A 25,015-nucleotide genomic window follows, 5' to 3' on the forward strand; every position below is an offset into this window, starting at 1 on the left:
CACAAAATCTATGATCTTACTTTAAGAAATATGGTCAACAAACTTGTTATTAGTTTCAGTTGTTTAACGTAACTTGTAATATAATTGTCATCTAACGTACATATTATGTCAGTAGCTAAAAAAAGGTAGATAAACAGATGGCTTCAGCCCAATTTTCATTGAAAGAGCGCGACAAAAAAAGATGGTTGAAAGATCGTCTCGTCCGTTTTTCGGTGACATGTGGTGCAGTCAGTGTTCTAGCTGCTCTGGTGCTGATCTTTGTTTACTTGGCGATGGTCATTTTACCGGTATTTTCTGATACTGGTTTAGAGACTGACCAAGCCGTGAAGACCGTTGCTGTAGAAAAGCCTATCGCCTTATCCGTAGATGAATACGGTCAGCATGCGTTTACTATCGAAAAATCCGGTTTGGTTCAGTTTTGGGATTTAGAGTCTCAAAATACACATTCTTACTTTGAGCGTAATGTTTTAGCTAAACCCATCGCTTTTTCTCGAAATACCCCATCTGAAAACTGGTTTGCCTTTGCCGATAGCGCAAGCAACCTTACCTTTTTCTACCCTGAGTATAGTGCGCCCGTGCTGCAAAAGGGCAGTGAAGCCGAACCTAAAATTGAGCAAATCGATCTCCCTGAACCATTTTTAAATGATGAATCATCAAACGGAGCAACAATCGAAAAATTCGCGTTCTCTAAGAATGGACGTGGTATCACGGTTGCCGCTCAGCTAAGCGATCAACGAGTTTTGGTGAAGTGGTACCAGAGTGATGTTACTGGTCAGTATGTTTTTCAGAAGAGTCAATGGCTGTCGGATAAGTTGGGTTTACAGCAACAGTTGTTAGTCACACCTGATGGTCAAACCTTATATCTTCGAGCACAATCGGATTTAGTGGTATTGAAGTTATCAGATAACGGTTTTGATGTTCGTGAAGTGATTGATCTTAGCTTGAATGATGCGAAGCACTCGGTGAAAAGTATCGATTTACTATCTGGGGCCTATTCGCTGTTGGTTACGCATGAGGACGGACAGGTTTCTCAGTGGTTCGATGTACTCAAAGATGAAAAGCGTAGCCTGACCCATATTCGAGACTTCCAACTTGCTGAACAAGTGCAATTTATTTTGCCCGATACTTATAGAAAGGGTTTTTATAGTTTCTATAAGAATGGCACATTACAAAGCCACTATACGACCAGTGAAAAGCTGTCGCTGTTCGAGCGCGCATTTGATAAGTCACCACAATTAGCGGCTATGTCTGCCAACGAACTGCATCTGGCTACGTTGATTGATGGCACCATCAGTGTGGCTAAGGTCGATAACGAATATCCGCAAATATCATTCTCATCGCTTTGGCAAAAAGTCTGGTACGAAAGCTACCCAGAGCCGCAATACGTTTGGCAATCAACGTCGGCGAACGATGACTTTGAAGAAAAATTCAGTTTAGTCCCTATCACGTTTGGTACCATCAAGGCCGCTCTGTTTGCGATGATGTTTGCCGTGCCAGTTGCTGTGCTCGGAGCCATTTACACCGCATACTTTATGTCTCCAAGAATGCGAAGAGTCGTGAAGCCGTCGATAGAACTGATGGAAGCTCTTCCGACCGTTATCATAGGGTTCTTGGCTGGGCTTTGGTTTGCTCCAATTGTCGAAACGCATCTAACGGCAGTCTTCTCATTAATGGTGTTGTTACCACTGAGCACATTGTTGACTGGACTTGTTTGGTACTGTTTGCCGAAGATGGTGACGAGCCGCTTCGCTAATGGTTGGCACGCCTTGATATTGATTCCGGTATTGATGATTACCGTGGTCGCTGTATTTGCTGGTGGAAACAGCATTGAAGCCTTGTTGTTTGATGGTGATATTCGCACCTTCTTAGCTAGCTATGGCATCGACTTTGATCAACGTAATGCGTTGGTGGTTGGTTTCGCTATGGGCTTCGCTGTCATCCCTACCATTTTCACGATTGCAGAAGACGCTATTTTCTCTGTGCCAAAACATTTATCCGATGGCTCACTGGCGTTGGGGGCGACGGCGTGGCAGACCCTAATTTATGTGGTGTTATTGACGGCTAGCCCAGGTATCTTTTCAGCGGTCATGATGGGACTAGGGAGAGCGGTTGGCGAAACCATGATTGTCTTGATGGCTACAGGTAATACACCAATTCTCGATTGGAATATTTTGGAAGGGATGAGGACGCTATCCGCAACGATTGCTGTCGAACTACCAGAATCCGAGGTAGGTGGTTCTCACTTCCGTTTGTTGTTCTTAGCTGCACTCTTGCTGTTCATTTTCACGTTCGCGGTGAACTCAGTCGCAGAGTGGGTTAGACAAAGACTGAGAGATAAATATCGTGCGCTGTAGTTTTAAAGGTTCACCTCAACCTCTATCAATGGCTCTTAGCTGTTTGATTAGCGTATCTCACAAACTTGGCTTTTTCTTGGGTTCAGCACGTCAGAGCAAGGTCGTCCATGATGAATAAACTGAAGTCATTATTGTCTTGGATTAAATCAGGCTCTCCGTGGATTTGGCTTACGGGCGGTGCGGTGAGCATCAGTATGCTCTCTGTTCTTGGTCTAATGCTGTTGATTGGCTGGAAGGGTTTAACCTATTTTTGGCCAGCTCCTTTGTATCAATGGCAAGTCGACTCCAAAGACTTATCGTTAGTAGTCGATCTTGACGAAACGGTATCAAAGCAAGATGTATTGATTGGTCAGTTATATGAACGTAAATACATCCCGATAGAGCAAGTTCCACAAGTACACGACCTCTTGTCGCCTCAAAATTTGTCGACGGGACTAATTCAGCGCTTAAGTATCAAAGTCGCCAACAGAGAACTGTACCCTGCGGACTTTGTTTCTATTCTGGATGTTAACTTACGAGAACCAACAACGCCGCTTGATTGGATTGTGATTGAACGAAGTCGAGGTGGTTATTTCTTTGGTAAGCCGGTGGGTTTTAAAACCGCTTCTGGCACCTTTGATTCGAACATAGACCAAAAACTCGAACAAGGCTTGGCGTTCGCTGATACGTTACGTAAAGAAACGTCGCGTGTTGTGAACCAAGAAATCCGCAATATCAGTTGGCAATTGGAAAATCTGCGCTTAGAAAAACGTAAGCTTGAACTCAATGAGTCAGTGAGCGACGAATATCTTAAAACCTATACTCAAACTAAACTGGAACTAAATCGCCAGTTAGCGGAAGCAGAAGTAAAGCTTGAGCATCTTAGAACACAGCTCAATGTCGAAAGCTTGTTGGTGGAAGATATGACAGGAGAGCAGGTTGAAATTTCGCTCAGTCATATCTTGGATTATTGGTACCCGAATAATATGTCTTATCTTGAAAAGGTTGGGCATTGGGGCAAACAAGTTTGGAAGTTCTTATCAGAGAATCCACGAGATTCAAACTCTGAAGGAGGGGTGTTTCCTGCGATCTTCGGCACTGTGTTGCTGGTTATTCTCATGTCGATCGTAGTGATGCCACTTGGTGTCGTTGCTGCTATTTATCTCCATGAATATGCAAAAAACAATGCACTGACACGTTTGATCCGTATTGCTGTAATTAACTTAGCGGGTGTACCGTCGATTGTGTATGGCGTATTCGGCTTAGGTTTCTTTGTGTATACCATCGGTGGTTCTATCGATTCTTTGTTTTATGCAGAGCGATTGCCAGCACCGACATTTGGTACTCCAGGCCTGTTATGGTCCGCATTGACCTTGGCGGTATTAACATTGCCCGTTGTTATTGTAACAACGGAAGAGGGCTTAACGCGTATCCCTAGCTCGGTGAGACATGGTTCATTGGCGCTTGGCGCTACTCAATTTGAGACGCTTTGGCGCATTGTTTTACCAATGGCAAGCCCTGCGATTATCACGGGGTTGATATTGGCAATCGCGAGAGCTGCGGGGGAAGTGGCTCCATTAATGCTGGTAGGTGTTGTGAAGCTAGCATCAAGCTTACCTGTAGATGGTCAGTTCCCATATCTACACTTAGAGAGAAAGTTCATGCACTTAGGCTTTCATATCTACGATGTTGGTTTTCAAACATCTAATATCGAAGCGGCACGGCCTTTAGTGTATGCGACTTCATTTTTACTGGTTACGGTGATCGTTGGCTTGAACTTAACCGCTATCAATATCCGTAATAACTTGCGTGAAAAATACCGAACCTTAGGACAAGATTAGATGTTCTCGATTAATGAAACCTTGGGTTACCAAGCACCACTTGATGTACATAACCTGAAGGATGAGCAAATTGCTATCTCGATTGAAGGGCTGAACCTTTATTATAAAGAGAGCCAAGCACTCGATGATATTTCAATGCAGATCCCTAAGGGGCAGGTGACGGCTTTTATCGGCCCTTCTGGCTGTGGTAAGTCGACTCTTTTGCGCTGCATTAATCGCATGAACGATCTTGTTGAAGGCTGTAAGGTTTCAGGAAAAGTGAAGCTTCATGGCAAGAACGTCTATCACCCTAAGGTGGATGTCGCGACTTTACGACGTCGTGTCGGCATGGTGTTTCAACGTCCAAACCCTTTCCCTAAATCTATCTATGAGAATGTGGTTTATGGATTGAGGTTGCAAGGTGTGAGCAACAGCCGAGATCTTGATGATGCAGTTGAACGCTCTCTGCGCGCCGCGGCGTTGTGGGATGAAGTGAAAGACCGTTTGCATGAAAACGCTTTTGGTTTATCGGGTGGTCAACAGCAGCGTTTGGTTATCGCTCGTGCGGTTGCCATCGAACCTGAAGTGTTGTTATTGGATGAGCCAACATCGGCACTCGATCCGATTTCGACATTGACGATTGAAGAGTTGATCAACGAACTTAAAACCCAATACACCGTTGTTATTGTTACTCATAACATGCAGCAGGCAGCTCGCGTGAGTGACCACACCGCTTTTATCCATATGGGTAAGTTGATCGAGTACTCAGATACTGATTCTATATTTACTTCGCCATTGAAAAATCAAACGGAAGACTACATTACAGGTAGGTACGGCTAACGTTTAAGTTCGCGCTATCTAGAGCTAAGTCACTCTGAAATAAACGACTTTATTCATTTCTTTTAAGGAGCTGACATGCATTTTGGTCGCCATATCTCAGGACAGTTTAATGTCGAATTAGAATCTATCCGTACACACGTATTAACTATGGGTGGATTGGTAGAGCAGCAGTTGTCATTTGCGATGCAAGCGCTTCATAAAGATGACGCGGAACTGGCCAAAAAAGTAATTCGTGACGACCATAAAGTGAATGCGATGGAAGTTTCAATCGATGAAGCATGTACTCGTATTATCGCGAAGCGTCAGCCGACTGCCAAAGATCTGCGTTTGATTATGGCGATCATCAAAACCATTACTGATCTAGAACGTATTGGCGATGTTGCTTCTAAAATCGCACAGGGTGCGATTGAGATCCCTTCTACGAAAGAGCAAAAGTTTCACGTCTCGTTAGAGCCATTGTGTCGTCAGGCAATTACTATGTTGCATCAAGTATTAGATGCTTTTGCTCGTATGGATGTCGATGCGGCGGCAGAAGTACATAAACTTGACGATAAGCTGGATGCGGAATATGAAGCTGTGATTCGTCAGTTGATGACGTACATGATGGAGGATCCTAAGAACATCCCCAATATTCTACAAGTGATGTGGTCAGCCCGTGCGATTGAGCGAGTGGGCGATCGTTGCCAAAATATCTGCGAATACATTATTTACTTTGTGAAAGGTAAAGATGTACGCCACCTTGGTGATCAAAGCCTAGATGACGCACTGAAGTAGGCATGAACTTTAGAAGTGAATTATTGCACCAAGGTTAAGGTTGATTGTTGTGTCGTAAGGCACGAAGGTCTTATTGTGATCAAAAATATTCATATCAACACCAGCACGTAGCCCAAGCATTGGTGTCGCTTGGTACACGTAGGCACCGCCTAGGCTTAAACCATGTGCAGTCTTCTCTTCAACTTCGCCTGAGCGCGTTTTTGTACCGTCATAACTCGCTACACCAATCTCCGCCTGAAAGCCGTGGTTTTGGTTTCTTCCAAACATGTTCTGGATACCAACGCGATACGCATCAACCGTTTCATCATATCGATCGCTGTCATACCATAGGTGAGAATAGCTCAGGTAAACTGCGCCTAGATTTGCCACATCAGTAATACCTGCTTGCATTCCAAAACCATGATAAGAACCAATCTTTAGTTCTGGGGATAAATGAAGACCATTTGAAAATGCAGAGGTTGAGAATAAAGCAGAAGCTAAAAGAAGTGTTTTAAATTTCATGGTACCACCGAAGTAATTGTTTGCTCTCCTTAGCATTAGGTCGCTCCATGTGTAAAACCAGTGAAGCAATTGAATAACACTCATATTGTAATATTTTAGAAAGAGTAGGCTAATTCGTATTGGTTATATCGGTGATAATGCCTACTTATTGGTACGCATGATTACTTTGCTCACAACCCAAACAGATTGTGAACAAAGTGTTTAATTGATGGAAAGCTATTCTTAGAACTTGTATCCGACAGTAAAAGATAACTGATCGATGTCATAGTCATCCATCATGATGAAGTTGAAGCGTAGGTCGGTATAAAGACCGAAATCAAAATTTGCTCTAACTCCGGTGCCTAGCAATAGGGAAGTATTGTTGTCTTTGATACTAGCACTACCGTCAGGCGTATTTAACGTGATCTTTTCCTCTACACGAGCAAGACCAATGGCACCGTATGGTTTTATATCAAAGTCATTGAGGAAGAATGCATAGCCGATGTCTGTGTCTATTTTGAAGGTTGAAACTTTAGTCTCATATCCATAGCCTTCAAATTTTTCATCTTCTTTACTCGTATCGGATGAAATGTTCACACCAAAGATTCGGTTGATGTCATAACCATATTCGAGCTTTAACCCGTTACCTAGATCGCTTCGAGAAAAATCAGAATCTAGGTGATCGACTTCACTAGAAACAATACCGAAACCAATACGATGTCCAGAATAGTCTTTCTGAGCATAAGCTGATGAAGCAGAAGTAATTGCGATAACGGTTAGTGCTGTAGTTAATAATTTCATATAAATAACGCTCTTAATGTTTAATTATTGCATCCTTATATTTGATTGACTCCCTGTCGATGGAGTGAATATTAAACAGTGTTATATTTTTAAGCTAAATAGGTTCTCGTATATCTGTAATAAGCATTACTTATTAATCTGTTGTAATAGCGCATCTTTGATTACATCGAAAAGCCAAGATATTAAAGGGTTGTTACGATTTTTTGTGTGTATATGGCTGTAAACGCTTATGTTTTTATATTTGGCATCAAGATTTACATCTATAGCCCGCAGTGTTGGATAGTTATCTATGGGGAATAGGTTGGAATGAGGCATGTACATATCGGAGTTCGCCACGACATCGATGATAGCCATCAACATTTCGGAGCGGAAGCCAATACTGTGTGGAATTGAACGTGATTCTAATATGTTGGCCGCATGGCTAAAACTGTCGTTCCAGCCGGGAGATATCATTGATGCTATTTCAAAACCTGCTAATTCTTCAGGACTCACGGAAGCTTGTTTAATTGGGTGATCTTTTCTTACAAATAATCGGCCTGTAATCTCAACCAGTTTTTTTACATAGATCTCTTTTGATGTAAAAGGGAGCTCGTAAGCCACGCCTAGCAGAACCTCTCCTTTCTGTATATCTTCACAAGATGAAGTAGACCAGCTTACTAGCTCGAGTTTCGAGTTTGGCGCTTGGCTCATGAGTTCTTTGTATAAGGTGCCGGATAAGCAAGCGAGTACCACAGGAGATAGCGCGATCTTTATAGGGTAGTCAATGTCGTTGGGATCAAATTTATTGGATGCATTTACTGCCGTCATCAAGCCATCAAAGTGAGGTGTTATCTCATTGATGAGTTGCTCACTGAACGAGGTAGCTTGCAATCCTCCATGAACCTTTACGAAAAGGTCATCGTTGAAGTGGTGTCTTAGCTTTTGTAGGGCTTGGCTAACCGCTGGCTGAGAAACGAATAAACGCTCCGCAGCCTTTCTGGTGTTTTTTTCTTGATAAACGATGAGGAATGTTCGTAACAGGTTTAAATCAAGAGTACTGAATAAGTCTTTAGCCATATCTATCCGTGAAAAGTTTACTGCACTATTAAACCTAATATACGTTAGCGGGATAGATTAGTCAGTGAGGTTATCTTAGATTTTTGTTAATGGCTATTGCTCTTAAATAGCTAGGGCGGCTCTCATATCGGATATTTTTCTAGCATCAGTTACCGGGATTTGATAATCATCAACGTTATCGTTACCCATTTGAGCACTAGAGCTCTTTTCCATTCGGCTCGGTCTTGTCGATTTACCTGAAAGATGAAGTGCAGGCACTTGGGTATTGTTTCGAATAATCTTAGCATTTGTTGCGTTGACGCCAGCCCCAGCCATGATATCGATTCTTCCATCGGCTTGCTTGACCATATCCGCTAATACATGGATGCCTTGTTCGGCATTAACAGCAAGCCCTGATGTCAGGATTCTTTCACATCCAAGTGAGATGACCTGTTCTAAAGCAACTTGGTAATCGGTACATTGATCTATGGCTCTATGAAACGTCATTCCAAGATTCAATGAGTGCGCTTTGTCAGCCAGTTGATGCATTTTTGGCATATCAATACTTCCGTTCGGCGCTAATACACCAAGTACGACTCCATCCAACCCAGCACTTGCACAAGCTTCAATATCTTCAAGCATACATAGCATATCGTCATTATCGAAAATGAAGTCGCCTTGTCTTGGTCGTATCATCGCGTAGACAGGAACGGACGAAATTTTTGCCGCTTGTTTCATCATTCCGAAGCTTGGAGTTAACCCGCCAAGTGCCAATGACGAGCAAAGCTCAATTCGATTCGCGCCGCCAGACAGCGCGTTGTGTAGAGATTCTAAGTTATCGATACAGACTTCAATTTCGATGTTCATCATGTTTGCTCATTTAAAGAGATACTGACTAAATAATAGCAATCTAGGTATGATTTTGAATAGGTGTTAGCAGAGGGAAATAGGGGTAAACTTTTGCTTTGTCGCTACCCCAATTCACTTTCAGGTAGGGGAGTGGTGAGGTCGTGTAAAAACAAAAAGCCCGAAGCGTTAACTTCGGGCTTTTAATAGGACTTTACTTCTTAACTGATTGGCGGTGCGCTTTGCGCTATTAGGTTATGCTTTATTTCTCTTTATAGAGAGTCTTCCAACCATTAACCCGTGTTGAGTTCGGGCTTAAGAGGTAATTACTTGCTTAGGTCGTCAGCGTGCTCAGATAGGAACGCTGCAACACCTGTTGGTGATGCGTCCATACCTGCTTTGCCTTCTTCCCATTGTGCAGGACAAACTTCACCGTTCTTCTCGTGGAAGTTTAGTGCGTCTACCATGCGTAGCATTTCGTCGATGTTACGACCTAGTGGAAGATCGTTAACTACTTGGTGACGTACAAGGCCGTCAGCGTCGATTAAGAAAGAACCACGGAAAGCAACGCCTGCTTCTGGGTGCTCAACATCGTATGCTTTGCAGATCTCGTGCTTAACGTCAGCAATTAGAGGGTATTTAACTTGACCGATACCGCCATCAGCGATAGCAGTGTTACGCCATGCGTTGTGAGAGAATTGTGAATCGATAGAAACACCAATTACTTCAACGCCTTTAGCTTGGAAATCTTCTAGACGGTTGTCGAAAGCGATTAGCTCTGAAGGACAAACGAAAGTGAAGTCTAGTGGGTAGAAGAAAACTACAGCTTTCTTACCTTTAGTGAATTCTGCGAAGTTGAAGTTATCAACGATCTCACCGTTACCTAGAACAGCTGCTGCAGTAAAGTCAGGGGCTTGACGACCTACTAGTACCATTTGGAATCTCCTAAAAAATTAGTTGGCCCAACACATCTTTGTTTGGGCTCCGTTTCTACGGGACAAACTATAGTACAATCGGTACTATAGAAAAAAGCGAATTAAATAGATTAAGTTAATCGAAAAAAGCGATGAGCTTAATCTTTGTCCAGTCCTTAGGTCTACTGACCTTTACGTAACTTATCCTACTCATATTACAAAGTAATTTCATGAATAAATGGCCAAGTCTTAAGCAGCTTCACTATCTTGTTACCCTTCACGAAACCCGTCACTTTAGCGATGCGGCGGATCGCTGTTTCGTCAGTCAATCTACGCTAAGTAAAGGCATTCAAAACCTCGAAGAGCTGATTGGTTGTCCTCTTTATGAGAAGAAAGATAAAAAGAGCCCATTGGTTTTCACTCAAGCGGGTGAGCTGGTGGTTAAGCACGGTCGAGAGCTATTGGCGAAAGGGCAAGATCTTGTCGAACTTGGAAACTTGTGTAATGGGGATGCGATGCAAGGGCAGCTAAGAGTCGGGTGTATCCCTACCATTGCGCCATTTCTTCTGTGTGATTTGGTTCAAGAAGCCAATCATCGTTTTCCTCAGTTGAACTTACTGTTACGTGAAGACACGACGACTAACTTATTGGCTGCATTACGTCATGGTGAGTTAGATGTGTTGATTCTGGCTCTGCCTGTCGATATCGACAACATGGAGAGTAAAGTTGTCGGGCAAGACCCGTTCAGAATGGTGATCAGTCGTAATCAAGCCGATGGCATTCGTGTTCCGATTAAATACGATGATTTGCCAGATGAGTCTGTATTCTTGTTGGAGAACGAGCACTGTTTAACCGAACATGCGGTGTCAGCGTGCAAGTTAACTGATAAAGAGAAGATCAATCCGTTCACGGCAACGAGCTTGCACACATTGGTGCAAATGGTAGCAAATGGTTTAGGAACCACCTTTATTCCGCAGATGGCTATCGACCACGGTTTGCTTGAAAACCAAAACCTAGTGGTGATCGATCCTCCAGGCCAACAGGCATACCGAGACATTGGTCTTGTCTGGCGACCAAGTTCGTCGCGTCTAGAGACATTCCATCAGTTAGCGGATGTGGTTTCTGAGTTGTTGTAATAAGTAGTCTGAGTTATAGATGTCCCCACCCTACCTTGCATAGTGGCAGGGTAAGGCTCGTATTTAATTATTTTTTGTAAACTGGTGGTATTTTAATACGGCATATAAACATTTTAATGCAATAAAGCTAAGCATTATGTTTAAAGGCTCCATTGGCAGATCATAAAAAAATCCAATTCCAATGTCTAGCAGTGGGGTTAGCGCTAAAATAATTGCATAGAATCGATTTATTGAACTATTTACATAATAAGATGATAATAATATAACTATAGTTTTTACTAATTCGGTAGCTAAAGGAATTAAAGAATCCCCCCCTGATATTATTAGGCTCATACCTATGAAAAATAACATAAATAAACTATAAAATTTGAATAATCTACTAGATAACCTGATTGTTTTTATTGAATCCATTCTTTTTACTATAGGTTTATATAACCTGTAGTATTTGATGATATTTTTATTCATTACACATTTCTTCAGTGATGGCGAATTTTTCAAATATACCACGCGAGCTTTTTAATTCTAGTTCTGGGCCACAGTATATATGAGTTGGGCTGTTTATTTTATAATCTTCCATTTTAAAATAATATAGAAAAGAAAGAATGAACGATATAGCAAGTAAAACATATGAAGTTTTATTCTTCATTCTAATATGATCTTTCTTTGTTTTAAATATTAATTTTAATTGAACTATACTTATGAAAAAAGCCCAAAAGAAAGCAGGAGTAAGTAGTATTGATAAGAGATATATTTTATCGGTTCTATAAGAGCCGAGTGGGAAGTATAATATAGGGTAAGAACTGATTAATAATATAATCGTAAACCTAATAGCTTGTTTGTGCTTGCGTAGTTTCATATCTTTTCCTGTGTTCATTCTGCTACAGCACTGTTAGCTGCTAGTAAGTGATTGAAATTTATATTTTTTAATTTTATTTAACCTGATTTTTATCGGAAGTTATGATCTGCTGTAAATCTTATTCAATCTCGATAATTTATTCGATAGATAAACCTGAGTTTTCTAGTTGTATGGATTTCTAGGTCTTGTTAAGTGAGACTTTAAAGCTCCATAAATTAAATAAAAAATCACTGCAATACTCATATAAGCAGGAAGTGTTCCAAACAAGGATGAATAAACATCAAGTAGGCTACTATTTTTATTTCCTAGTATTATTTTTCCCCATCGTTGATAAATAATACGTTATAGTATCGCTTCTCTATCAATTCAAAATTGAACTTATGTACAGAGCGCTTTCCCTCTATATCTAATAGATAGTAATAGGTTTTTAACCCTCTCATATGGACGTTAATATGATCAAGTTGTGTTACTTTTGCTTGTTTTTCTATGCCAGATGTCCAGAATTTGTATGTATCTCCAACAATTTCGTAAAGTGCAAAAGATACAACAGCATAGCCTATTAGAAAAAAGAAAACTTTAAATATGGGAATGATTTATTCATAAACCGCTACCACATTTTTCTTTTGAAAGCGCAAACTTTTCTAAAAGCCCCAGAGAACTTCTCATCTTTAATATTGATCCGCAATATACATGACTAGTGCTTGTTTCTTTATACTCTTCAACCTTAAAGTAATAAAAAGTAGATAGCGATATGGCTATGATAAAATAAATACCGATATGATGATTTTTAGTTTGGTACTTATCATCCCTATTTTTTATTATCAGTGCTAACTGTGCCACGGTAAACACTAAGAGAAAAAATACAAAAAATGAGCTTAGTACAGTAACAAAGTAAACTCTATCTGAATCATACTCTCCAGAAGGGAAGTATATGAATGGGTAACTGCATACAGTGATGATAACTAGGCATATTATTGAATTTTTATAGTTTGATACTTTCATTTGTACTCTAAAGAACCGTAACTTTTTGGGCTCCTCATTATGAGATGCCAGTATATTCTCCGAACCATTAAGTGGACCAAATGAATAGTCGTCAATTGCTTTTATATAAGTTTCCAACACTCCGGAAGAAGCAGCTACATCCTCTACTGTGAATGTAACAACAGTGATACAAGCAATGACAGGAGCTGAATTCGTTATAACCTCTGCATCAAGCCTATTGATAAATATGATTTTTTCACTTTATTACGGAGGTGGTTGTATATGGCGGGTAATATAAACTTCATCAATACATTATTCAACTGGTTTTATATTTGATATGGTGTGCGGATTGGTTGTTTATTGTAATGAGTTACGGGGTAAGCGGCAGTGCATTTCTATCGATTAAAGTTACCTAATATTGAGCCTCATAGTTTTATGAGGCTCTTCTTATTGTCATATCACTCTACTTCCGCTTCTTCTGGCTCGACTTCTTCCTGTAGCTCTAATAAGTTAATCGCTATCGTGACAAAGTCGCTGTCTGTAATAATGCCTACTAGTTCGTGGTTTTCTACGACAGGTAAACAGCCCACTTTGTGTTTCTGCATATAAACAGCTGATTCTTTCAATCCTGCTCGTGGTTCTACAGACATTACGCTTTTGTGCATGATGTCGTTGAGCGGTGTAGCAAGAGTAAATGATTGAGCTTGTGGGATGTTTTGCAGGCTGGATTCTTGAGCGGCTAGAACGTCTCGCTGTGTGACGACGCCAAGTAGTTGCCTCTCGGAATCAACGACCGGAATATGGCGGATATCAAGCGCTTCCATCATGTGCTTAGCATCGGCCAGTGAGTGTGAGCGCAATAGGGTATGAGGGTTGCGAGTCATCATATCTTCAACCTTGATCATACGAACCTCCTTCTTTTTCATTTGTTGCTATTACTATAGTTTTTTATCCAAAAAATAACTGAGATCTGACGCATTCTTGGGTGAGTTTTATGCAACTAATTCTTTAGTTTGAGGTGGTGAATCAGTAGCACTATTTTACGCCTTTTTACAATAATCCAGTGCTGTAAACCTTGCTATTGCGGCTCGTGTGCCTATACTAGCCCACTGCGAAATTTTTAGTCGTGTTTGTGATGTGTTTCTGGTAACGATTGACTTACCGTAACGATTGATCTGCAACCATGATTTATTCTTCGTCAACAGCACAAATCTCATCAACTAAGACAAGACTACAAACATGCAAGTTTCAGATTTTCACTTTGACCTACCAGATGAACTTATTGCTCGCTACCCTCAAGAGGAGCGCACAGCAAGCCGCCTGCTTAAATTAGATGGCAACAGCGGTAACCTAGCTGATGGTTCGTTTAAAGACGTTTTAGACTTGGTTGAGCCAGGCGATCTTGTTGTTTTTAATAACACTCGCGTGATTCCTGCTCGTGTATTCGGTCGCAAGGCCTCAGGCGGTAAGCTTGAAGTGCTAGTGGAGCGTATGCTCGATGAGAAAAGCATTCTTGCGCATGTTCGTTGTTCTAAATCACCGAAGCCGGGCACGAAGTTGTTCCTTGGTGAGAACGATGAGTATGAAGCTGAAATGGTAGCGCGTCATGATGCGTTGTTTGAAATCCATTTCACATCCGATCAAAGTGTTCTAGAGATTCTTAACAGCGTTGGTCACATGCCACTGCCTCCTTACATCGATCGTCCTGATGAAGATGCAGATAAAGAGCGCTACCAGACTGTCTATAATGAAAAGCCGGGTGCGGTTGCAGCGCCAACAGCAGGTCTTCACTTTGATGACAAGCTCATGGCTGGCATGAAAGAAAAAGGTGTCGAGTTTGCTTACGTGACGCTTCACGTTGGTGCTGGCACGTTCCAGCCGGTAAAAGTAGATAATATCAACGATCACCACATGCACGCAGAGTACGTTGAAGTACCGCAAGAAGTGGTTGATGCCGTTGCAGCAGCAAAAGCTCGCGGCGGACGCATTATCGCTGTCGGTACAACCTCTGTGCGTTCACTAGAAAGTGCGGCTCAAGATGCATTGACAAATGGCACTGAGTTAGTTCCTTTCTTTGGTGACACAGAAATCTTCATCTTCCCTGGTTATGAATACCAGTTGGTGGATTGCTTGATTACCAATTTCCACTTACCAGAATCAACACTGATCATGTTGGTGAGTGCATTTGCTGGTTATGACAATGTGATGGGCGCATACGATCACGCAGTGAAGAGCGAATACCGTTTCTTCAGCTACGGTGATGCGATGTTCATCAATAAGAAAACGAGCTAATTTTAGCTGGTTATAAACGATATAAGCAGAATTTACGGGTGCTAGCAGTAAGCTAGGAGTCGGGCAGGGTGTCTGTCTAATCTCTCGCAAGGAATACGCGACCGCTCCTCATAGAACTCGCTAGATTGAACTTATGTTTAGCTTAAGGTTCTGAATTATCAGTCAGATTGTTTCTCTGGCATATTGGAGGCTTCGTGAAATTAAAATACGAACTTAAAAAAACAAACAGCGGCGCACGTCGTGGTCAACTTCAGTTTGAACGTGGTAGCGTTGAAACACCAGCATTCATGCCTGTAGGTACTTACGGTACGGTTAAAGGCATGACGCCTGAAGAAGTGAAAGACACAGGTGCTGAAATCTTGCTAGGTAACACGTTCCACCTATGGTTACGCCCTGGTCAAGAAATCATGAAACTGCACGGTGACTTGCACGATTTCATGAACTGGAAAGGACCTATCCTGACTGATTCAGGCGGTTTCCAAGTATTCAGCCTAGGTGCGACGCGTAAAATCACTGAAGAGGGTGTTCACTTCCGTAACCCTGTAAACGGTGACAAGATCTTCATGGACGCTGAAAAGTCGATGGAAATCCAAAAGGATCTAGGCTCAGACATCGTAATGATCTTTGACGAATGTACGCCTTACCCTGCAACGCATAAAGAAGCTAAAGACTCAATGGAGATGTCTCTTCGTTGGGCTCAGCGTTCACGCAATCACTTTGACAAGCAAGAAAACCCGAACTCACTATTCGGTATCGTTCAAGGTGGCGTATACGAAGACCTTCGTGATGTATCCGTTAAAGGCTTAACAGAGATTGGTTTTGACGGTTACGCTGTTGGCGGCCTAGCAGTAGGCGAACCAAAAGAAGACATGCACCGTATTCTTGAGCACACATGCCCTCAACTGCCTGAAGATAAGCCACGTTACCTAATGGGCGTAGGCAAACCTGAAGACTTGGTTGAAGGTGTTCGTCGCGGTATCGACATGTTTGACTGTGTAATGCCAACGCGAAATGCACGTAATGGCCACCTGTTTGTCACTGAAGGTGTGATCAAGATCCGTAATGCGAAGCATAAAACGGATACAACACCACTAGATTCAGATTGTGACTGTTACACTTGTAAGAACTACAGCAAGTCGTACTTGCATCATTTGGATCGTTGTAACGAAATCCTAGGTGCTCGACTGAACACGATTCATAACCTGCGTTTCTACCAACGAATTATGTCAGACATTCGTCAATCTATTGATGAAGACCGTTTTGAAGAGTTCGTTGCTGAGTTCTACGCAAGAATGGGGCGTGAAGTGCCACCGTTAGGTAAAGAATCTTAGTATTTCTTTTTTTGCGAGCCCCATCTCTATTCCTAGAGATGGGGCTTGAAAATAAAGGGGTACAACCCAATTAGACAAACAATTACCAAAATATAATAGAGGATGTTTTTAATGTTTATTTCTCAAGCTCACGCAGCAGTAGAAGGTGCACCAGCAGGCGGCGGTTTCGAAATGCTTATCATGCTAGGTATGTTCGCTGTGATCTTCTACTTCATGATCTACCGTCCACAAGCTAAGCGCGTAAAAGAGCATAAGAGCCTTATGTCTTCTATGGGCAAAGGCGATGAAGTTCTAACAAGCGGCGGTCTAATCGGTAAGATTACTAAGATTGCAGAAGACAGCGACTACGTTGCTATCGAACTGAACGCAAACAACGAAGTTGTTATCAAGAAAGACTTCGTTACAGCAGTGCTACCAAAAGGTACTCTGAAATCACTATAAACAGCTAGAGGATCCTCGCTGTGCTAAACCGTTATCCGTTATGGAAGTATTTGATGGTGGTGTTTGCCATCGCTATCGCCGCGTTGTACGCACTTCCGAATATATACGGTGAAGATCCGGCAGTTCAAGTTACAGGGGCGCGTGGCGCCTCTGTAGATCTGTCTACGCTGGATGCTGTCACCAATGCTCTGGAAGCAGAGAACCTTTCTACTAAATCCGTTGCTCTAGAAAACGGTTCCATTCTTGTTCGCTTTAATGATACAGATACGCAAATTAGTGCCCGTGATATCATCACAGAAGCACTAGGTGATGATGTTATCGTTGCTTTAAACCTTGCGGCTTCAACTCCTGATTGGCTTGAATCTATTGGTGCTGCACCAATGAAACTGGGTCTTGATCTACGTGGTGGTGTTCACTTCTTAATGGAAGTGGATATGGATGCTGCGATGCAAAAGCTAGTTGGTCAACAAGAAGAAGCCTTCCGTAGTGAACTTCGTGAAGAAAAAATTCGTTACCGTGCTATTCGCCCATCGGGTAAAGATGCAGTTGAAGTGATTCTACGTGACGAAGAGCAGCTTGCTGAAGCGAAATCGCTACTGCAATCTAAGCACCAAGATATGACGTTCGTAGATTCAGAATCTAATGGTCGTTTCTCTTTGGTTGCTCGTTTTACAGATGCTCGTCTTCAAGAAATCCGTAACTACGCAGTAGAGCAAAACATTACCATTCTACGTAACCGTGTTAACGAACTTGGTGTTGCTGAGCCTTTGGTTCAACGTCAAGGTGCTAGCCGTATCGTAGTGGAATTGCCTGGTGTTCAAGACACAGCGCGCGCTAAAGAAATTCTTGGTGCAACTGCGACACTTGAGTTCCGTGAAGTTGATAGTAGTGCTGACTTAGCCGCTGCCGCTTCTGGTCGTGCCCCTGCGGGTAGCGAAATCAAGCAAGACCGTGATGGTCGCCCTGTGGTACTTAAGAAGCGCGTTATTCTAGGCGGTTCAAGTATTACTGATGCAAGCTCAAGTGTTGATGAATATGGTCGCCCACAAGTTAACATCTCGCTAGACAGCGAAGGTGGTAGCAAGATGTCTACATTCTCTCGTCAGAATATCGGTAAGCTTATGGCTACGGTATTTGCAGAGTACAAAGACAGCGGTCGTAAAACACCAGAAGGTCGAGTGATCTTAAGTAAGCACGAAGAAGTGATCAACCAAGCGACGATTCAATCTGCGCTAGGTCGTAACTTCCGTATTACGGGTATCGACTCAACGGCTGAAGCTCATAACTTGGCACTTTTACTACGTGCTGGTGCATTGATTGCACCTATCTCGATTGTAGAAGAACGTACGATTGGTCCATCTATGGGGCAACAAAACATCGATATGGGTATCATGGCGATGGTTTGGGGTATGGCTGCAGTAATGTTGTTTACTCTGCTCTACTACCGTACTTTCGGTTTGATTGCGAACGTTGCTCTGATGGCTAACTTGGTGTTGATTATCGGTGTTATGTCGATGATCCCGGGGGCTACTATGACTCTGCCAGGTATTGCCGGTATCGTATTGACGGTTGGTATGGCGGTCGATGCCAACGTACTTATCTTTGAGCGTATACGTGAAGAACTTCGAGATGGACGCAGTCCACAACAAGCGATTCACCAAGGTTATGCGAACGCATTTAGCACTATCGCCGATGCCAATATCACCACACTACTGACAGCAATCATTCTATTTGCTGTAGGTACAGGTGCAATTAAAGGCTTCGCGGTAACGCTGTCTATCGGTATCTTAACTTCAATGTTTACAGCTATTGTCGGAACACGTTGTATCGTGAACCTGATGTATGGCGGCAAACGCGTTAAGAAACTGTCGATCTAAGGCTAGGAATTAATATGTTTCAGATTCTAAAAGCAGAAAAAATGATCGACTTTATGCGTTGGTCAAAGGTTGCCTTTTTATTCTCAATCTTGATGATTGGTACTGCCATCTTTACCTTAACAACGAAATCGTTGAATTGGGGGCTAGATTTTACCGGTGGTACGCTGATTGAAGTGGGTTTTGAGCAACCAGCAAACCTACCTGATATCCGTAGTGCACTAGAAGCGGAAGGCTTTGGTGATGCTACGGTTCAGAACTTTGGTTCTGCGCGTGAGGTAATGGTACGTCTACGTCCACGTGACGGTGTTGCTGGCGAAACGCTTGGTAACCAGATCCTGTCTGCAATTAAAGATGGTACTGGTGAGCAAGTTGAGATGCGTCGTATCGAATTCGTTGGCCCTAATGTGGGTGACGAGCTAACAGAAGCGGGTGGCCTTGCTATCCTTGTTTCTCTGATCTGTATCTTGATCTATGTGTCAGTGCGATTCGAATGGCGTTTGGCAGCAGGTGCGGTATTAGCACTGGCGCACGATGTTATCATCACACTGGGTGTGTTCTCTCTAATGCAAATTGAGGTGGATCTTACCATCGTAGCAGCCTTGCTAACGGTAGTCGGTTATTCCCTCAACGATACCATAGTAGTATTTGACCGTATTCGTGAGAACTTCCGTAAGATGCGTAAGGGTGAAGCACCCGAAGTACTGAACAGCTCAATCACACAAACATTGAGCCGTACATTGATTACTTCTGGTACAACGTTATTCGTAGTTATCGCGCTGTTCGCTCAGGGCGGTGCTATGATTCACGGCTTCGCGACTGCACTTCTATTGGGGATTACCGTTGGTACTTATTCTTCTATCTACGTTGCATCTGCACTCGCTATGAAGTTGGGTATTACGCGTGAACACCTAATGCCACCACAAGTGGATAAAGAAGGTGAAGAGTTTGACGAAATGCCTTAGGCCTTGGCTTAACAATTTTCGCTGAACCAAAAAAAACCGCTAGGCAACTAGCGGTTTTTTTACGTCTGTATTCTGTCGATAAGCTCTACGCAACTTATTGGCGAATTGCGTTGTGCTCGTCGCAAACTAACCGCCATCTTGCTCGTATCTCGTATCTCGTATCTCGTATCGCAGATACAAAAAAGCCCCGCAATAGCGAGGCTTTGAAAATCTTCTGCTCTTAACTAAAGAGCATTAACGTAAGGTCTGAATTACTTCAGCATACCTTCGTTAGAGTTCTCACGAACGTGCTTAAGAATAGACTTAACACCACGTGCGCTTGAAGCAACAACATTACCAGACGTCATGTAATCAGTACCGCCAGCAAAGTCAGTCATGATAGCGCCAGCTTCACGAGCGATTAGATCGCCAGCTGCTAGATCCCATGGCTTAAGGCCTAGTTCTAGGTAACCGTCAACACGGCCAGCCGCTAGGTAACATAGGTCAAGTGCTGGAGAGCCAGTACGACGGAAGTCCGCACAATCAACGAATAGACCAGAGATGATCTTCATGAAAGATTCAGAGTGTTGTTTTTGCTTGAATGGGAAACCAGTCGCTAGAACAGTACCTTGAAGGTCTTTAAGTTGAGTAACACGCATACGAGCGTTGTTAAGTTGAGCGCCAGAGCCACGTTGAGCTGTGAATAGCTCGTTTAGCATTGGGTCATAAACACAAGCAACTTCTGTACGACCGTTAATACGAACAGCAATAGATACAGAGAAGTGAGGGAAACCTTTTACAAAGTTGTTGGTGCCATCTAGTGGGTCAACGATCCATTGTACGTCAGAATCTTTACCTTCAGTCAGGCCTGACTCTTCAGAAATAATGCTGTGCTCTGGGTAAGATGATTTGATTGTCTCAATAATCATGTACTCAGCTTCTTGAGCAATGTTAGTAACGTAATCGTTGTTACCTTTTAGAGACGATTCGATCTTATCAGTTGTTTCTAGAGATTTAGCAATATGGTTGCCAGCTTTACGCGCAGCGCGTATCGCAATGTTTAGCATTGGATGCATATGGTTTTTCCCACAAGATGTTAAAGAACAATTTAAAGCGGCGGCGAGTATACCAAAGTTTCCCCAAAAGGGAAGTGGTTATTTTTTGAACTCTTAGTTTCACATTCCGAGAAGGGTCTGACCATTTTACTTTGCTATGTGTTAATATCTCGCGATTATTTTTAAAGTGGTGTCATATAGCATGTTAGACAATGTAAAAGTCGTTCTGGTTGGTACGTCTCATTCAGGGAATATCGGATCAGCAGCTCGCGCAATGAAAGTGATGGGTTTGAGTCAATTAGTTCTTGTAGACCCTCAATGTGAAGTTGACGAGCAGACCTTAGCACTGGCTGCGGGTGCGGGTGACATCGCAGAAAACGCGGCCATTGTGTCTACATTGGATGAAGCAGTAAAAGACTGTGGTTTGGTGGTCGGTTCAAGTGCACGTTCAAGAACGCTTGAATGGCCAATGCTAGAGCCTCGTGAATGCGGACAAAAGTTTGCCGTTGAAGGTCAAAAGCACCCAGTTGCATTAGTGTTCGGCCGTGAGCGCACGGGCTTGACTAACGATGAGCTTCAGAAGTGCCACTTCCATGTATGTATCCCAGCTAACCCTGAGTACAGCTCATTGAACCTAGCGATGGCCGTGCAAACGCTAAGCTATGAAGTTCGCGTGGCACACCTTGATATGGTTGCGAGCCAATATCAGCCACAGCAACAAGATGAGTACCCACGTCACGAAGAACTAGAAATGTTCTATGAACACCTTGAAAAAGTGATCATTGATACCCAATTTATCTCTAAGGATAAACCGGGTCAGGTGATGAACAAGCTACGTCGTCTGTTCAGCCGAGCTCGTCCTGAACTGCAAGAGATCAATACTCTACGTGGCATTTTGACTTCAATTGAGAAGAGCAAAAACGACAAATAAAACCCACTCTGCTTGTAGGGATGAATACCTGACTAAAATAGTCAACTAAATACTTGACCAATTTAGTCGGGTATGGGAAAATTCCAACCACATAAACAATGTGGATACGGTGTGATATGAAACTTACATCTAAAGGAAGATATGCGGTAACAGCTATGCTAGATGTAGCACTGCATTCGCAAAAAAGCCCAGTTCCTCTGGCTGACATTTCAGAGCGACAGGGTATTTCGTTATCTTACTTAGAACAGCTATTTTCTAAGTTACGTAAAGCTGGCTTAGTTGCTAGTGTTCGTGGTCCTGGCGGTGGTTACCGTTTAGGTGCTGAAGCGAGCGACATCGCTGTCGGAACTGTGATTGCTGCAGTCGACGAATCAGTGGACGCAACTAAGTGTCACGGTCGAGCAGACTGCCAAGGTGGTAGTCGTTGTTTAACTCACACCTTATGGCGTGATTTAAGCTCCCGAATCAGCAGCTTCTTAAACGACATTACGCTCGGTGAGCTAATGAAAGATAACGAAGTTTTACAGATTTCTGATCGCCAAGATATCGATCTTGCGGTTAATAATGGTTTTGCACATAAAAATACGAGCACTACAACGATTAGTGCAGCACCTCACGGTGTTAATGCCCGCTCTTAGCGGTCAGTTTTTACATTGGAGTAGAAAATGAAACTGCCTATTTACTTTGACTATTCAGCTACATGCCCAGTCGATCCACGTGTTGCTGAAAAAATGGTTCAATGCATGACGATGGACGGTAACTTCGGTAACCCTGCATCTCGTTCACACCGTTACGGCTGGCAGGCAGAAGAATCAGTAGATAATGCTCGTGAGCAAATTGCCGATCTACTAAATGCAGACCCACGTGAAATTGTTTTCACGTCAGGTGCTACAGAGTCAGATAACCTTGCTATCAAAGGTGCAGCGCACTTTTATGAGAAGAAAGGTAAGCACGTAATTACGTGTAAAACAGAACATAAAGCGGTTCTTGATCCATGTCGCCAACTAGAGCGTGAAGGTTTTGAGGTAACTTACCTTGAGCCAGAAGCAAACGGCATCATTGATCTAGACAAGCTACAGTCTGCAATGCGTGAAGATACTGTTTTAGTTTCTATCATGCACGTTAACAACGAGATTGGTGTAATCCAAGATATCGGTGCAATCGGCGAGTTATGTCGTGCACGCAAGATCATCTTCCACGTTGATGCGGCGCAGTCTGCGGGTAAAATCCCACTAGACGTAAAAGAGATGAAAGTTGATCTTATCTCTATGTCTGCACACAAAGCATACGGCCCTAAAGGCATCGGCGCTTTGTACGTTCGTCGTAAGCCACGTATTCGCCTTGAAGCGCAAATGCACGGCGGCGGTCATGAACGTGGTTTCCGTTCTGGTACTCTTGCTACTCACCAAATCGTGGGTATGGGCGAAGCGTTTGCTATCGCTAAACAAGACATGCAGAAAGATTACGATCACGCACTAGCACTTCGTGAGCGCCTATTGAAAGGTGTTCAAGATCTAGAAGCAGTAACGGTAAACGGCGACTTAGACCAACGTGTACCACACAACCTAAACGTGAGCTTTGCTTTCGTTGAAGGTGAATCTCTGCTTATGTCTCTCAAAGACCTAGCAGTATCATCAGGTTCTGCATGTACATCAGCAAGCCTAGAGCCTTCATACGTTTTACGTGCTCTTGGTCTGAACGATGAACTGGCACACAGCTCAGTACGTTTCTCATTCGGCCGTTTTACAACGGAAGAAGAAATCGACTACGCGATTGCACAAATTCGTGTAGCGGTAAATAAATTACGCGACATGTCTCCTCTATGGGATATGTATAAAGAAGGGATTGATTTGAACACTGTTGAGTGGGCTCATCACTAATCTCACGGAAATAGAGGATTCGAGGTAACTATCATGGCATATAGCGAAAAAGTAATTGATCACTACGAAAACCCACGTAACGTAGGTTCGTTTGATAAAGAAGACCCAAGTGTAGGTAGCGGCATGGTTGGCGCTCCAGCTTGTGGTGACGTAATGAAACTGCAAATCAAAGTATCTGCAGAAGGTATTATTGAAGACGCAAAATTCAAGACTTACGGTTGCGGTAGCGCAATCGCTTCTAGCTCACTAGTAACTGAGTGGGTTAAAGGTAAAAGTATTGATGAAGCAGCTGCAATCAAAAACTCTGAAATCGCAGAAGAACTTGAGTTGCCACCAGTGAAAGTTCACTGTTCAATTCTTGCTGAAGATGCAATCAAAGCAGCGGTTGCGGATTACAAAAAGAAGCACTAATCGCTTCAATACCGTAATCACGTCGAAAAATAAGTAATATTTGGGAGCACCCTTTGTGCTCCCACCTGAGTTCTCAATTTATATAAAACACAAGGTTGTAGTATGGCCATCACCATGACAGATACGGCAGCAAGCCGAGTTCAAGCTTTCCTAGATAACCGTGGTAAAGGTCTCGGGTTACGCTTAGCAGTAAAAACTACTGGCTGTTCGGGTATGGCGTATGTACTGGAATTCGTTGACGAGCTCAACGAAGAAGACGAAGTGTTTGAGCACTCAGGTGTGAAGGTCATCATTGATCCAAAGAGCCTAGTATACCTAGACGGTACTGAGCTTGATTATGTAAAAGAAGGCCTAAACGAAGGTTTTGAATTCAACAACCCTAACGCGAAAGGCGAATGTGGTTGTGGTGAGAGCTTCAATGTTTAAACGCTTGAATCGTTAAGCGTTGTAAGCGAAGAATAAAATTAGGCTCTGAACAAAGAGCCTAAACTTAGGACCACCTTTACATGAATCATTTCGAATTATTTGGGCTACCACTTCAGTTTCAACTGGATGGTAGCCTTCTTTCTTCTCAGTTTAGAGATCTGCAACGCCAATTCCATCCTGATAAATTTGCGATAGCTTCTGAGCGTGACCGCTTATTAGCCGTGCAAAAAGCGGCACAAATCAACGATGCGTACCAGGTATTGAAGAATCCAATCAGCCGAGCAGAATACCTGTTGGTTCAGCACGGAGAAGACATTCGTGGTGAACAACAAACCATGCAAGATCCTATGTTCCTGATGGAGCAAATGGAACTGCGTGAAGAGCTGGAGGATATCGCAGACAGTTCTGATCCCGAAGATGCGCTATTTGCATTTGAAGGCAAGGTTAGCAAAATGTATAAACAACAATTAAGTGCTATCCAACAAGAACTCGAAAGCGAAGCTTGGCTAGAAGCTGCAGACCGAGTAAGAAAGCTTAAGTTTATTGCAAAATTAAAGAATGAAATCGAATTAGTTGAAGATCGTTTGATCGGCTAGTTTGTATAACAAGGACAC

26 protein-coding genes are annotated in these 25,015 nt (G+C 42.8%); 16 read left to right on the plus strand and 10 right to left on the minus strand.

All coding sequences use genetic code 11. The features are described 5' to 3' along the window. Positions 1 to 137 precede the first annotated feature (137 nt). From AC3CIA_RS02810 to phoU, 4 genes are all read left to right on the plus strand, one after another. On the plus strand, positions 138 to 2,354 hold the full coding sequence (locus tag AC3CIA_RS02810; protein WP_171329531.1) for an ABC transporter permease subunit: 2,217 nt from the start codon (positions 138 to 140) through the stop codon (positions 2,352 to 2,354). Positions 2,355 to 2,464: 110 nt separating this feature from the next. Further along, a complete protein-coding gene (gene pstA / locus AC3CIA_RS02815; RefSeq protein ID WP_054548110.1) occupies positions 2,465 to 4,174 on the plus strand; it encodes a phosphate ABC transporter permease PstA in 1,710 nt (569 codons plus the stop codon). Next, positions 4,175 to 4,993 carry a phosphate ABC transporter ATP-binding protein PstB gene (gene pstB, locus AC3CIA_RS02820; protein WP_004735071.1) on the plus strand — a complete coding sequence of 273 codons (819 nt, stop codon included), beginning with the start codon at positions 4,175 to 4,177 and terminating at the stop codon, positions 4,991 to 4,993. A 75-nt stretch (positions 4,994 to 5,068) separates the two neighbouring features. Next, the gene (gene phoU / locus AC3CIA_RS02825) at positions 5,069 to 5,767 is read left to right on the plus strand and encodes a phosphate signaling complex protein PhoU (protein ID WP_004735072.1); all 699 of its coding nucleotides are present in this window, start codon (positions 5,069 to 5,071) and stop codon (positions 5,765 to 5,767) included. 9 nt (positions 5,768 to 5,776) lie between these two features. On the opposite strand, the gene AC3CIA_RS02830 is transcribed toward phoU, so the two are convergent. The 5 genes from AC3CIA_RS02830 to AC3CIA_RS02850 form a co-directional block, all read right to left on the minus strand. Further along, positions 5,777 to 6,268: a hypothetical protein gene (locus tag AC3CIA_RS02830; RefSeq protein WP_054548119.1), complete on the minus strand. Its 492-nt coding sequence runs from the start codon at positions 6,266 to 6,268 to the stop codon at positions 5,777 to 5,779. Positions 6,269 to 6,490: 222 nt separating this feature from the next. Beyond that, positions 6,491 to 7,048: a porin family protein gene (locus AC3CIA_RS02835; RefSeq protein WP_171309468.1), complete on the minus strand. Its 558-nt coding sequence runs from the start codon at positions 7,046 to 7,048 to the stop codon at positions 6,491 to 6,493. A gap of 126 nt (positions 7,049 to 7,174) precedes the next feature. Then, positions 7,175 to 8,104 (minus strand): LysR family transcriptional regulator, encoded by a 930-nt coding sequence (locus tag AC3CIA_RS02840; protein ID WP_171309469.1) that lies wholly within the window; start codon positions 8,102 to 8,104, stop codon positions 7,175 to 7,177. Between the two features lie 102 nt (positions 8,105 to 8,206). Continuing rightward, entirely contained in the window at positions 8,207 to 8,950 is a 744-nt protein-coding gene (locus AC3CIA_RS02845; protein WP_488518870.1) for a copper homeostasis protein CutC, read from the minus strand. Between the two features lie 305 nt (positions 8,951 to 9,255). Then, complete coding sequence (locus tag AC3CIA_RS02850; RefSeq protein WP_004735077.1) at positions 9,256 to 9,864, minus strand: peroxiredoxin C; 609 nt, start codon at positions 9,862 to 9,864, stop codon at positions 9,256 to 9,258. A gap of 209 nt (positions 9,865 to 10,073) precedes the next feature. On the opposite strand from AC3CIA_RS02850, the gene AC3CIA_RS02855 reads away from it, so the two are divergent. Further along, entirely contained in the window at positions 10,074 to 10,979 is a 906-nt protein-coding gene (locus AC3CIA_RS02855) for a hydrogen peroxide-inducible genes activator (protein ID WP_004735078.1), read from the plus strand. A 63-nt stretch (positions 10,980 to 11,042) separates the two neighbouring features. Here AC3CIA_RS02855 and AC3CIA_RS02860 read toward each other — a convergent pair whose 3' ends face one another. The 4 genes from AC3CIA_RS02860 to AC3CIA_RS02875 form a co-directional block, all read right to left on the minus strand. Beyond that, a complete protein-coding gene (locus AC3CIA_RS02860; protein WP_016790471.1) occupies positions 11,043 to 11,444 on the minus strand; it encodes a hypothetical protein in 402 nt (133 codons plus the stop codon). Continuing rightward, on the minus strand, positions 11,437 to 11,835 hold the full coding sequence (locus AC3CIA_RS02865; protein ID WP_016790472.1) for a hypothetical protein: 399 nt from the start codon (positions 11,833 to 11,835) through the stop codon (positions 11,437 to 11,439). Before AC3CIA_RS02865 ends, AC3CIA_RS02860 begins: the two co-directional genes overlap by 8 nt. Positions 11,836 to 12,432: 597 nt before the next feature. Then, complete coding sequence (locus AC3CIA_RS02870) at positions 12,433 to 12,837, minus strand: hypothetical protein (protein ID WP_488518485.1); 405 nt, start codon at positions 12,835 to 12,837, stop codon at positions 12,433 to 12,435. A gap of 437 nt (positions 12,838 to 13,274) precedes the next feature. Further along, a complete protein-coding gene (locus tag AC3CIA_RS02875; RefSeq protein WP_488518486.1) occupies positions 13,275 to 13,721 on the minus strand; it encodes a CBS domain-containing protein in 447 nt (148 codons plus the stop codon). Positions 13,722 to 14,055: 334 nt separating this feature from the next. On the opposite strand from AC3CIA_RS02875, the gene queA reads away from it, so the two are divergent. The 5 genes from queA (at position 14,056) to secF (ending at position 19,719) form a co-directional block, all read left to right on the plus strand. Next, positions 14,056 to 15,108, plus strand: coding sequence for a tRNA preQ1(34) S-adenosylmethionine ribosyltransferase-isomerase QueA (gene queA / locus AC3CIA_RS02880; RefSeq protein WP_488518487.1), 1,053 nt, complete (start codon positions 14,056 to 14,058; stop codon positions 15,106 to 15,108). Between the two features lie 194 nt (positions 15,109 to 15,302). Continuing rightward, positions 15,303 to 16,439 carry a tRNA guanosine(34) transglycosylase Tgt gene (gene tgt, locus AC3CIA_RS02885; protein WP_004735086.1) on the plus strand — a complete coding sequence of 379 codons (1,137 nt, stop codon included), beginning with the start codon at positions 15,303 to 15,305 and terminating at the stop codon, positions 16,437 to 16,439. A 111-nt stretch (positions 16,440 to 16,550) separates the two neighbouring features. Next, on the plus strand, positions 16,551 to 16,880 hold the full coding sequence (gene yajC / locus AC3CIA_RS02890) for a preprotein translocase subunit YajC (RefSeq protein WP_004735087.1): 330 nt from the start codon (positions 16,551 to 16,553) through the stop codon (positions 16,878 to 16,880). Positions 16,881 to 16,900: 20 nt separating this feature from the next. Then, positions 16,901 to 18,757, plus strand: a complete 1,857-nt coding sequence (secD, locus tag AC3CIA_RS02895) for a protein translocase subunit SecD (protein WP_488518488.1) — start codon at positions 16,901 to 16,903, stop codon at positions 18,755 to 18,757. Positions 18,758 to 18,771: 14 nt separating this feature from the next. Continuing rightward, positions 18,772 to 19,719: a protein translocase subunit SecF gene (gene secF / locus AC3CIA_RS02900; protein ID WP_004735089.1), complete on the plus strand. Its 948-nt coding sequence runs from the start codon at positions 18,772 to 18,774 to the stop codon at positions 19,717 to 19,719. A 251-nt stretch (positions 19,720 to 19,970) separates the two neighbouring features. Here the strand turns inward: secF and suhB are convergent, their stop codons facing one another. Further along, positions 19,971 to 20,774 carry an inositol-1-monophosphatase gene (gene suhB, locus AC3CIA_RS02905; RefSeq protein WP_488518489.1) on the minus strand — a complete coding sequence of 268 codons (804 nt, stop codon included), beginning with the start codon at positions 20,772 to 20,774 and terminating at the stop codon, positions 19,971 to 19,973. A 181-nt stretch (positions 20,775 to 20,955) separates the two neighbouring features. Between suhB and trmJ the strand changes: the two genes are divergently transcribed. From trmJ to hscB, 6 genes are all read left to right on the plus strand, one after another. Further along, positions 20,956 to 21,684, plus strand: a complete 729-nt coding sequence (trmJ, locus tag AC3CIA_RS02910) for a tRNA (cytosine(32)/uridine(32)-2'-O)-methyltransferase TrmJ (RefSeq protein ID WP_488518490.1) — start codon at positions 20,956 to 20,958, stop codon at positions 21,682 to 21,684. Positions 21,685 to 21,800: 116 nt separating this feature from the next. Next, positions 21,801 to 22,322: a Fe-S cluster assembly transcriptional regulator IscR gene (gene iscR, locus AC3CIA_RS02915; RefSeq protein WP_017079865.1), complete on the plus strand. Its 522-nt coding sequence runs from the start codon at positions 21,801 to 21,803 to the stop codon at positions 22,320 to 22,322. Positions 22,323 to 22,349: 27 nt separating this feature from the next. Beyond that, entirely contained in the window at positions 22,350 to 23,564 is a 1,215-nt protein-coding gene (locus AC3CIA_RS02920; protein WP_004735093.1) for an IscS subfamily cysteine desulfurase, read from the plus strand. 33 nt (positions 23,565 to 23,597) lie between these two features. Beyond that, complete coding sequence (iscU, locus tag AC3CIA_RS02925) at positions 23,598 to 23,975, plus strand: Fe-S cluster assembly scaffold IscU (RefSeq protein ID WP_004735094.1); 378 nt, start codon at positions 23,598 to 23,600, stop codon at positions 23,973 to 23,975. Between the two features lie 102 nt (positions 23,976 to 24,077). Further along, entirely contained in the window at positions 24,078 to 24,401 is a 324-nt protein-coding gene (gene iscA, locus AC3CIA_RS02930; RefSeq protein ID WP_004735095.1) for an iron-sulfur cluster assembly protein IscA, read from the plus strand. Between the two features lie 80 nt (positions 24,402 to 24,481). Further along, positions 24,482 to 24,997, plus strand: a complete 516-nt coding sequence (gene hscB / locus AC3CIA_RS02935; protein WP_009848288.1) for a co-chaperone HscB — start codon at positions 24,482 to 24,484, stop codon at positions 24,995 to 24,997. Positions 24,998 to 25,015: the final 18 nt, after the last annotated feature.

It is taken from the genome of Vibrio sp. QJM3NY_27 (assembly GCF_057785955.1).

Coding starts and splice junctions, on each gene's coding strand:
- AC3CIA_RS02810 (WP_171329531.1), top strand. CDS start 138: ATGGCTTCAGCCCAATTTTCATTGAAAGAGCGCGACAAAAAAAGATGG.
- pstA (WP_054548110.1), top strand. CDS start 2,465: ATGAATAAACTGAAGTCATTATTGTCTTGGATTAAATCAGGCTCTCCG.
- pstB (WP_004735071.1), top strand. CDS start 4,175: ATGTTCTCGATTAATGAAACCTTGGGTTACCAAGCACCACTTGATGTA.
- phoU (WP_004735072.1), top strand. CDS start 5,069: ATGCATTTTGGTCGCCATATCTCAGGACAGTTTAATGTCGAATTAGAA.
- AC3CIA_RS02830 (WP_054548119.1), bottom strand. CDS start 6,268: ATGAAATTTAAAACACTTCTTTTAGCTTCTGCTTTATTCTCAACCTCT.
- AC3CIA_RS02835 (WP_171309468.1), bottom strand. CDS start 7,048: ATGAAATTATTAACTACAGCACTAACCGTTATCGCAATTACTTCTGCT.
- AC3CIA_RS02840 (WP_171309469.1), bottom strand. CDS start 8,104: ATGGCTAAAGACTTATTCAGTACTCTTGATTTAAACCTGTTACGAACA.
- AC3CIA_RS02845 (WP_488518870.1), bottom strand. CDS start 8,950: ATGAACATCGAAATTGAAGTCTGTATCGATAACTTAGAATCTCTACAC.
- AC3CIA_RS02850 (WP_004735077.1), bottom strand. CDS start 9,864: ATGGTACTAGTAGGTCGTCAAGCCCCTGACTTTACTGCAGCAGCTGTT.
- AC3CIA_RS02855 (WP_004735078.1), top strand. CDS start 10,074: ATGAATAAATGGCCAAGTCTTAAGCAGCTTCACTATCTTGTTACCCTT.
- AC3CIA_RS02860 (WP_016790471.1), bottom strand. CDS start 11,444: ATGAATAAAAATATCATCAAATACTACAGGTTATATAAACCTATAGTA.
- AC3CIA_RS02865 (WP_016790472.1), bottom strand. CDS start 11,835: ATGAAACTACGCAAGCACAAACAAGCTATTAGGTTTACGATTATATTA.
- AC3CIA_RS02870 (WP_488518485.1), bottom strand. CDS start 12,837: ATGAAAGTATCAAACTATAAAAATTCAATAATATGCCTAGTTATCATC.
- AC3CIA_RS02875 (WP_488518486.1), bottom strand. CDS start 13,721: ATGATCAAGGTTGAAGATATGATGACTCGCAACCCTCATACCCTATTG.
- queA (WP_488518487.1), top strand. CDS start 14,056: ATGCAAGTTTCAGATTTTCACTTTGACCTACCAGATGAACTTATTGCT.
- yajC (WP_004735087.1), top strand. CDS start 16,551: ATGTTTATTTCTCAAGCTCACGCAGCAGTAGAAGGTGCACCAGCAGGC.
- secF (WP_004735089.1), top strand. CDS start 18,772: ATGTTTCAGATTCTAAAAGCAGAAAAAATGATCGACTTTATGCGTTGG.
- suhB (WP_488518489.1), bottom strand. CDS start 20,774: ATGCATCCAATGCTAAACATTGCGATACGCGCTGCGCGTAAAGCTGGC.
- trmJ (WP_488518490.1), top strand. CDS start 20,956: ATGTTAGACAATGTAAAAGTCGTTCTGGTTGGTACGTCTCATTCAGGG.
- iscR (WP_017079865.1), top strand. CDS start 21,801: ATGAAACTTACATCTAAAGGAAGATATGCGGTAACAGCTATGCTAGAT.
- AC3CIA_RS02920 (WP_004735093.1), top strand. CDS start 22,350: ATGAAACTGCCTATTTACTTTGACTATTCAGCTACATGCCCAGTCGAT.
- iscU (WP_004735094.1), top strand. CDS start 23,598: ATGGCATATAGCGAAAAAGTAATTGATCACTACGAAAACCCACGTAAC.
- iscA (WP_004735095.1), top strand. CDS start 24,078: ATGGCCATCACCATGACAGATACGGCAGCAAGCCGAGTTCAAGCTTTC.
- hscB (WP_009848288.1), top strand. CDS start 24,482: ATGAATCATTTCGAATTATTTGGGCTACCACTTCAGTTTCAACTGGAT.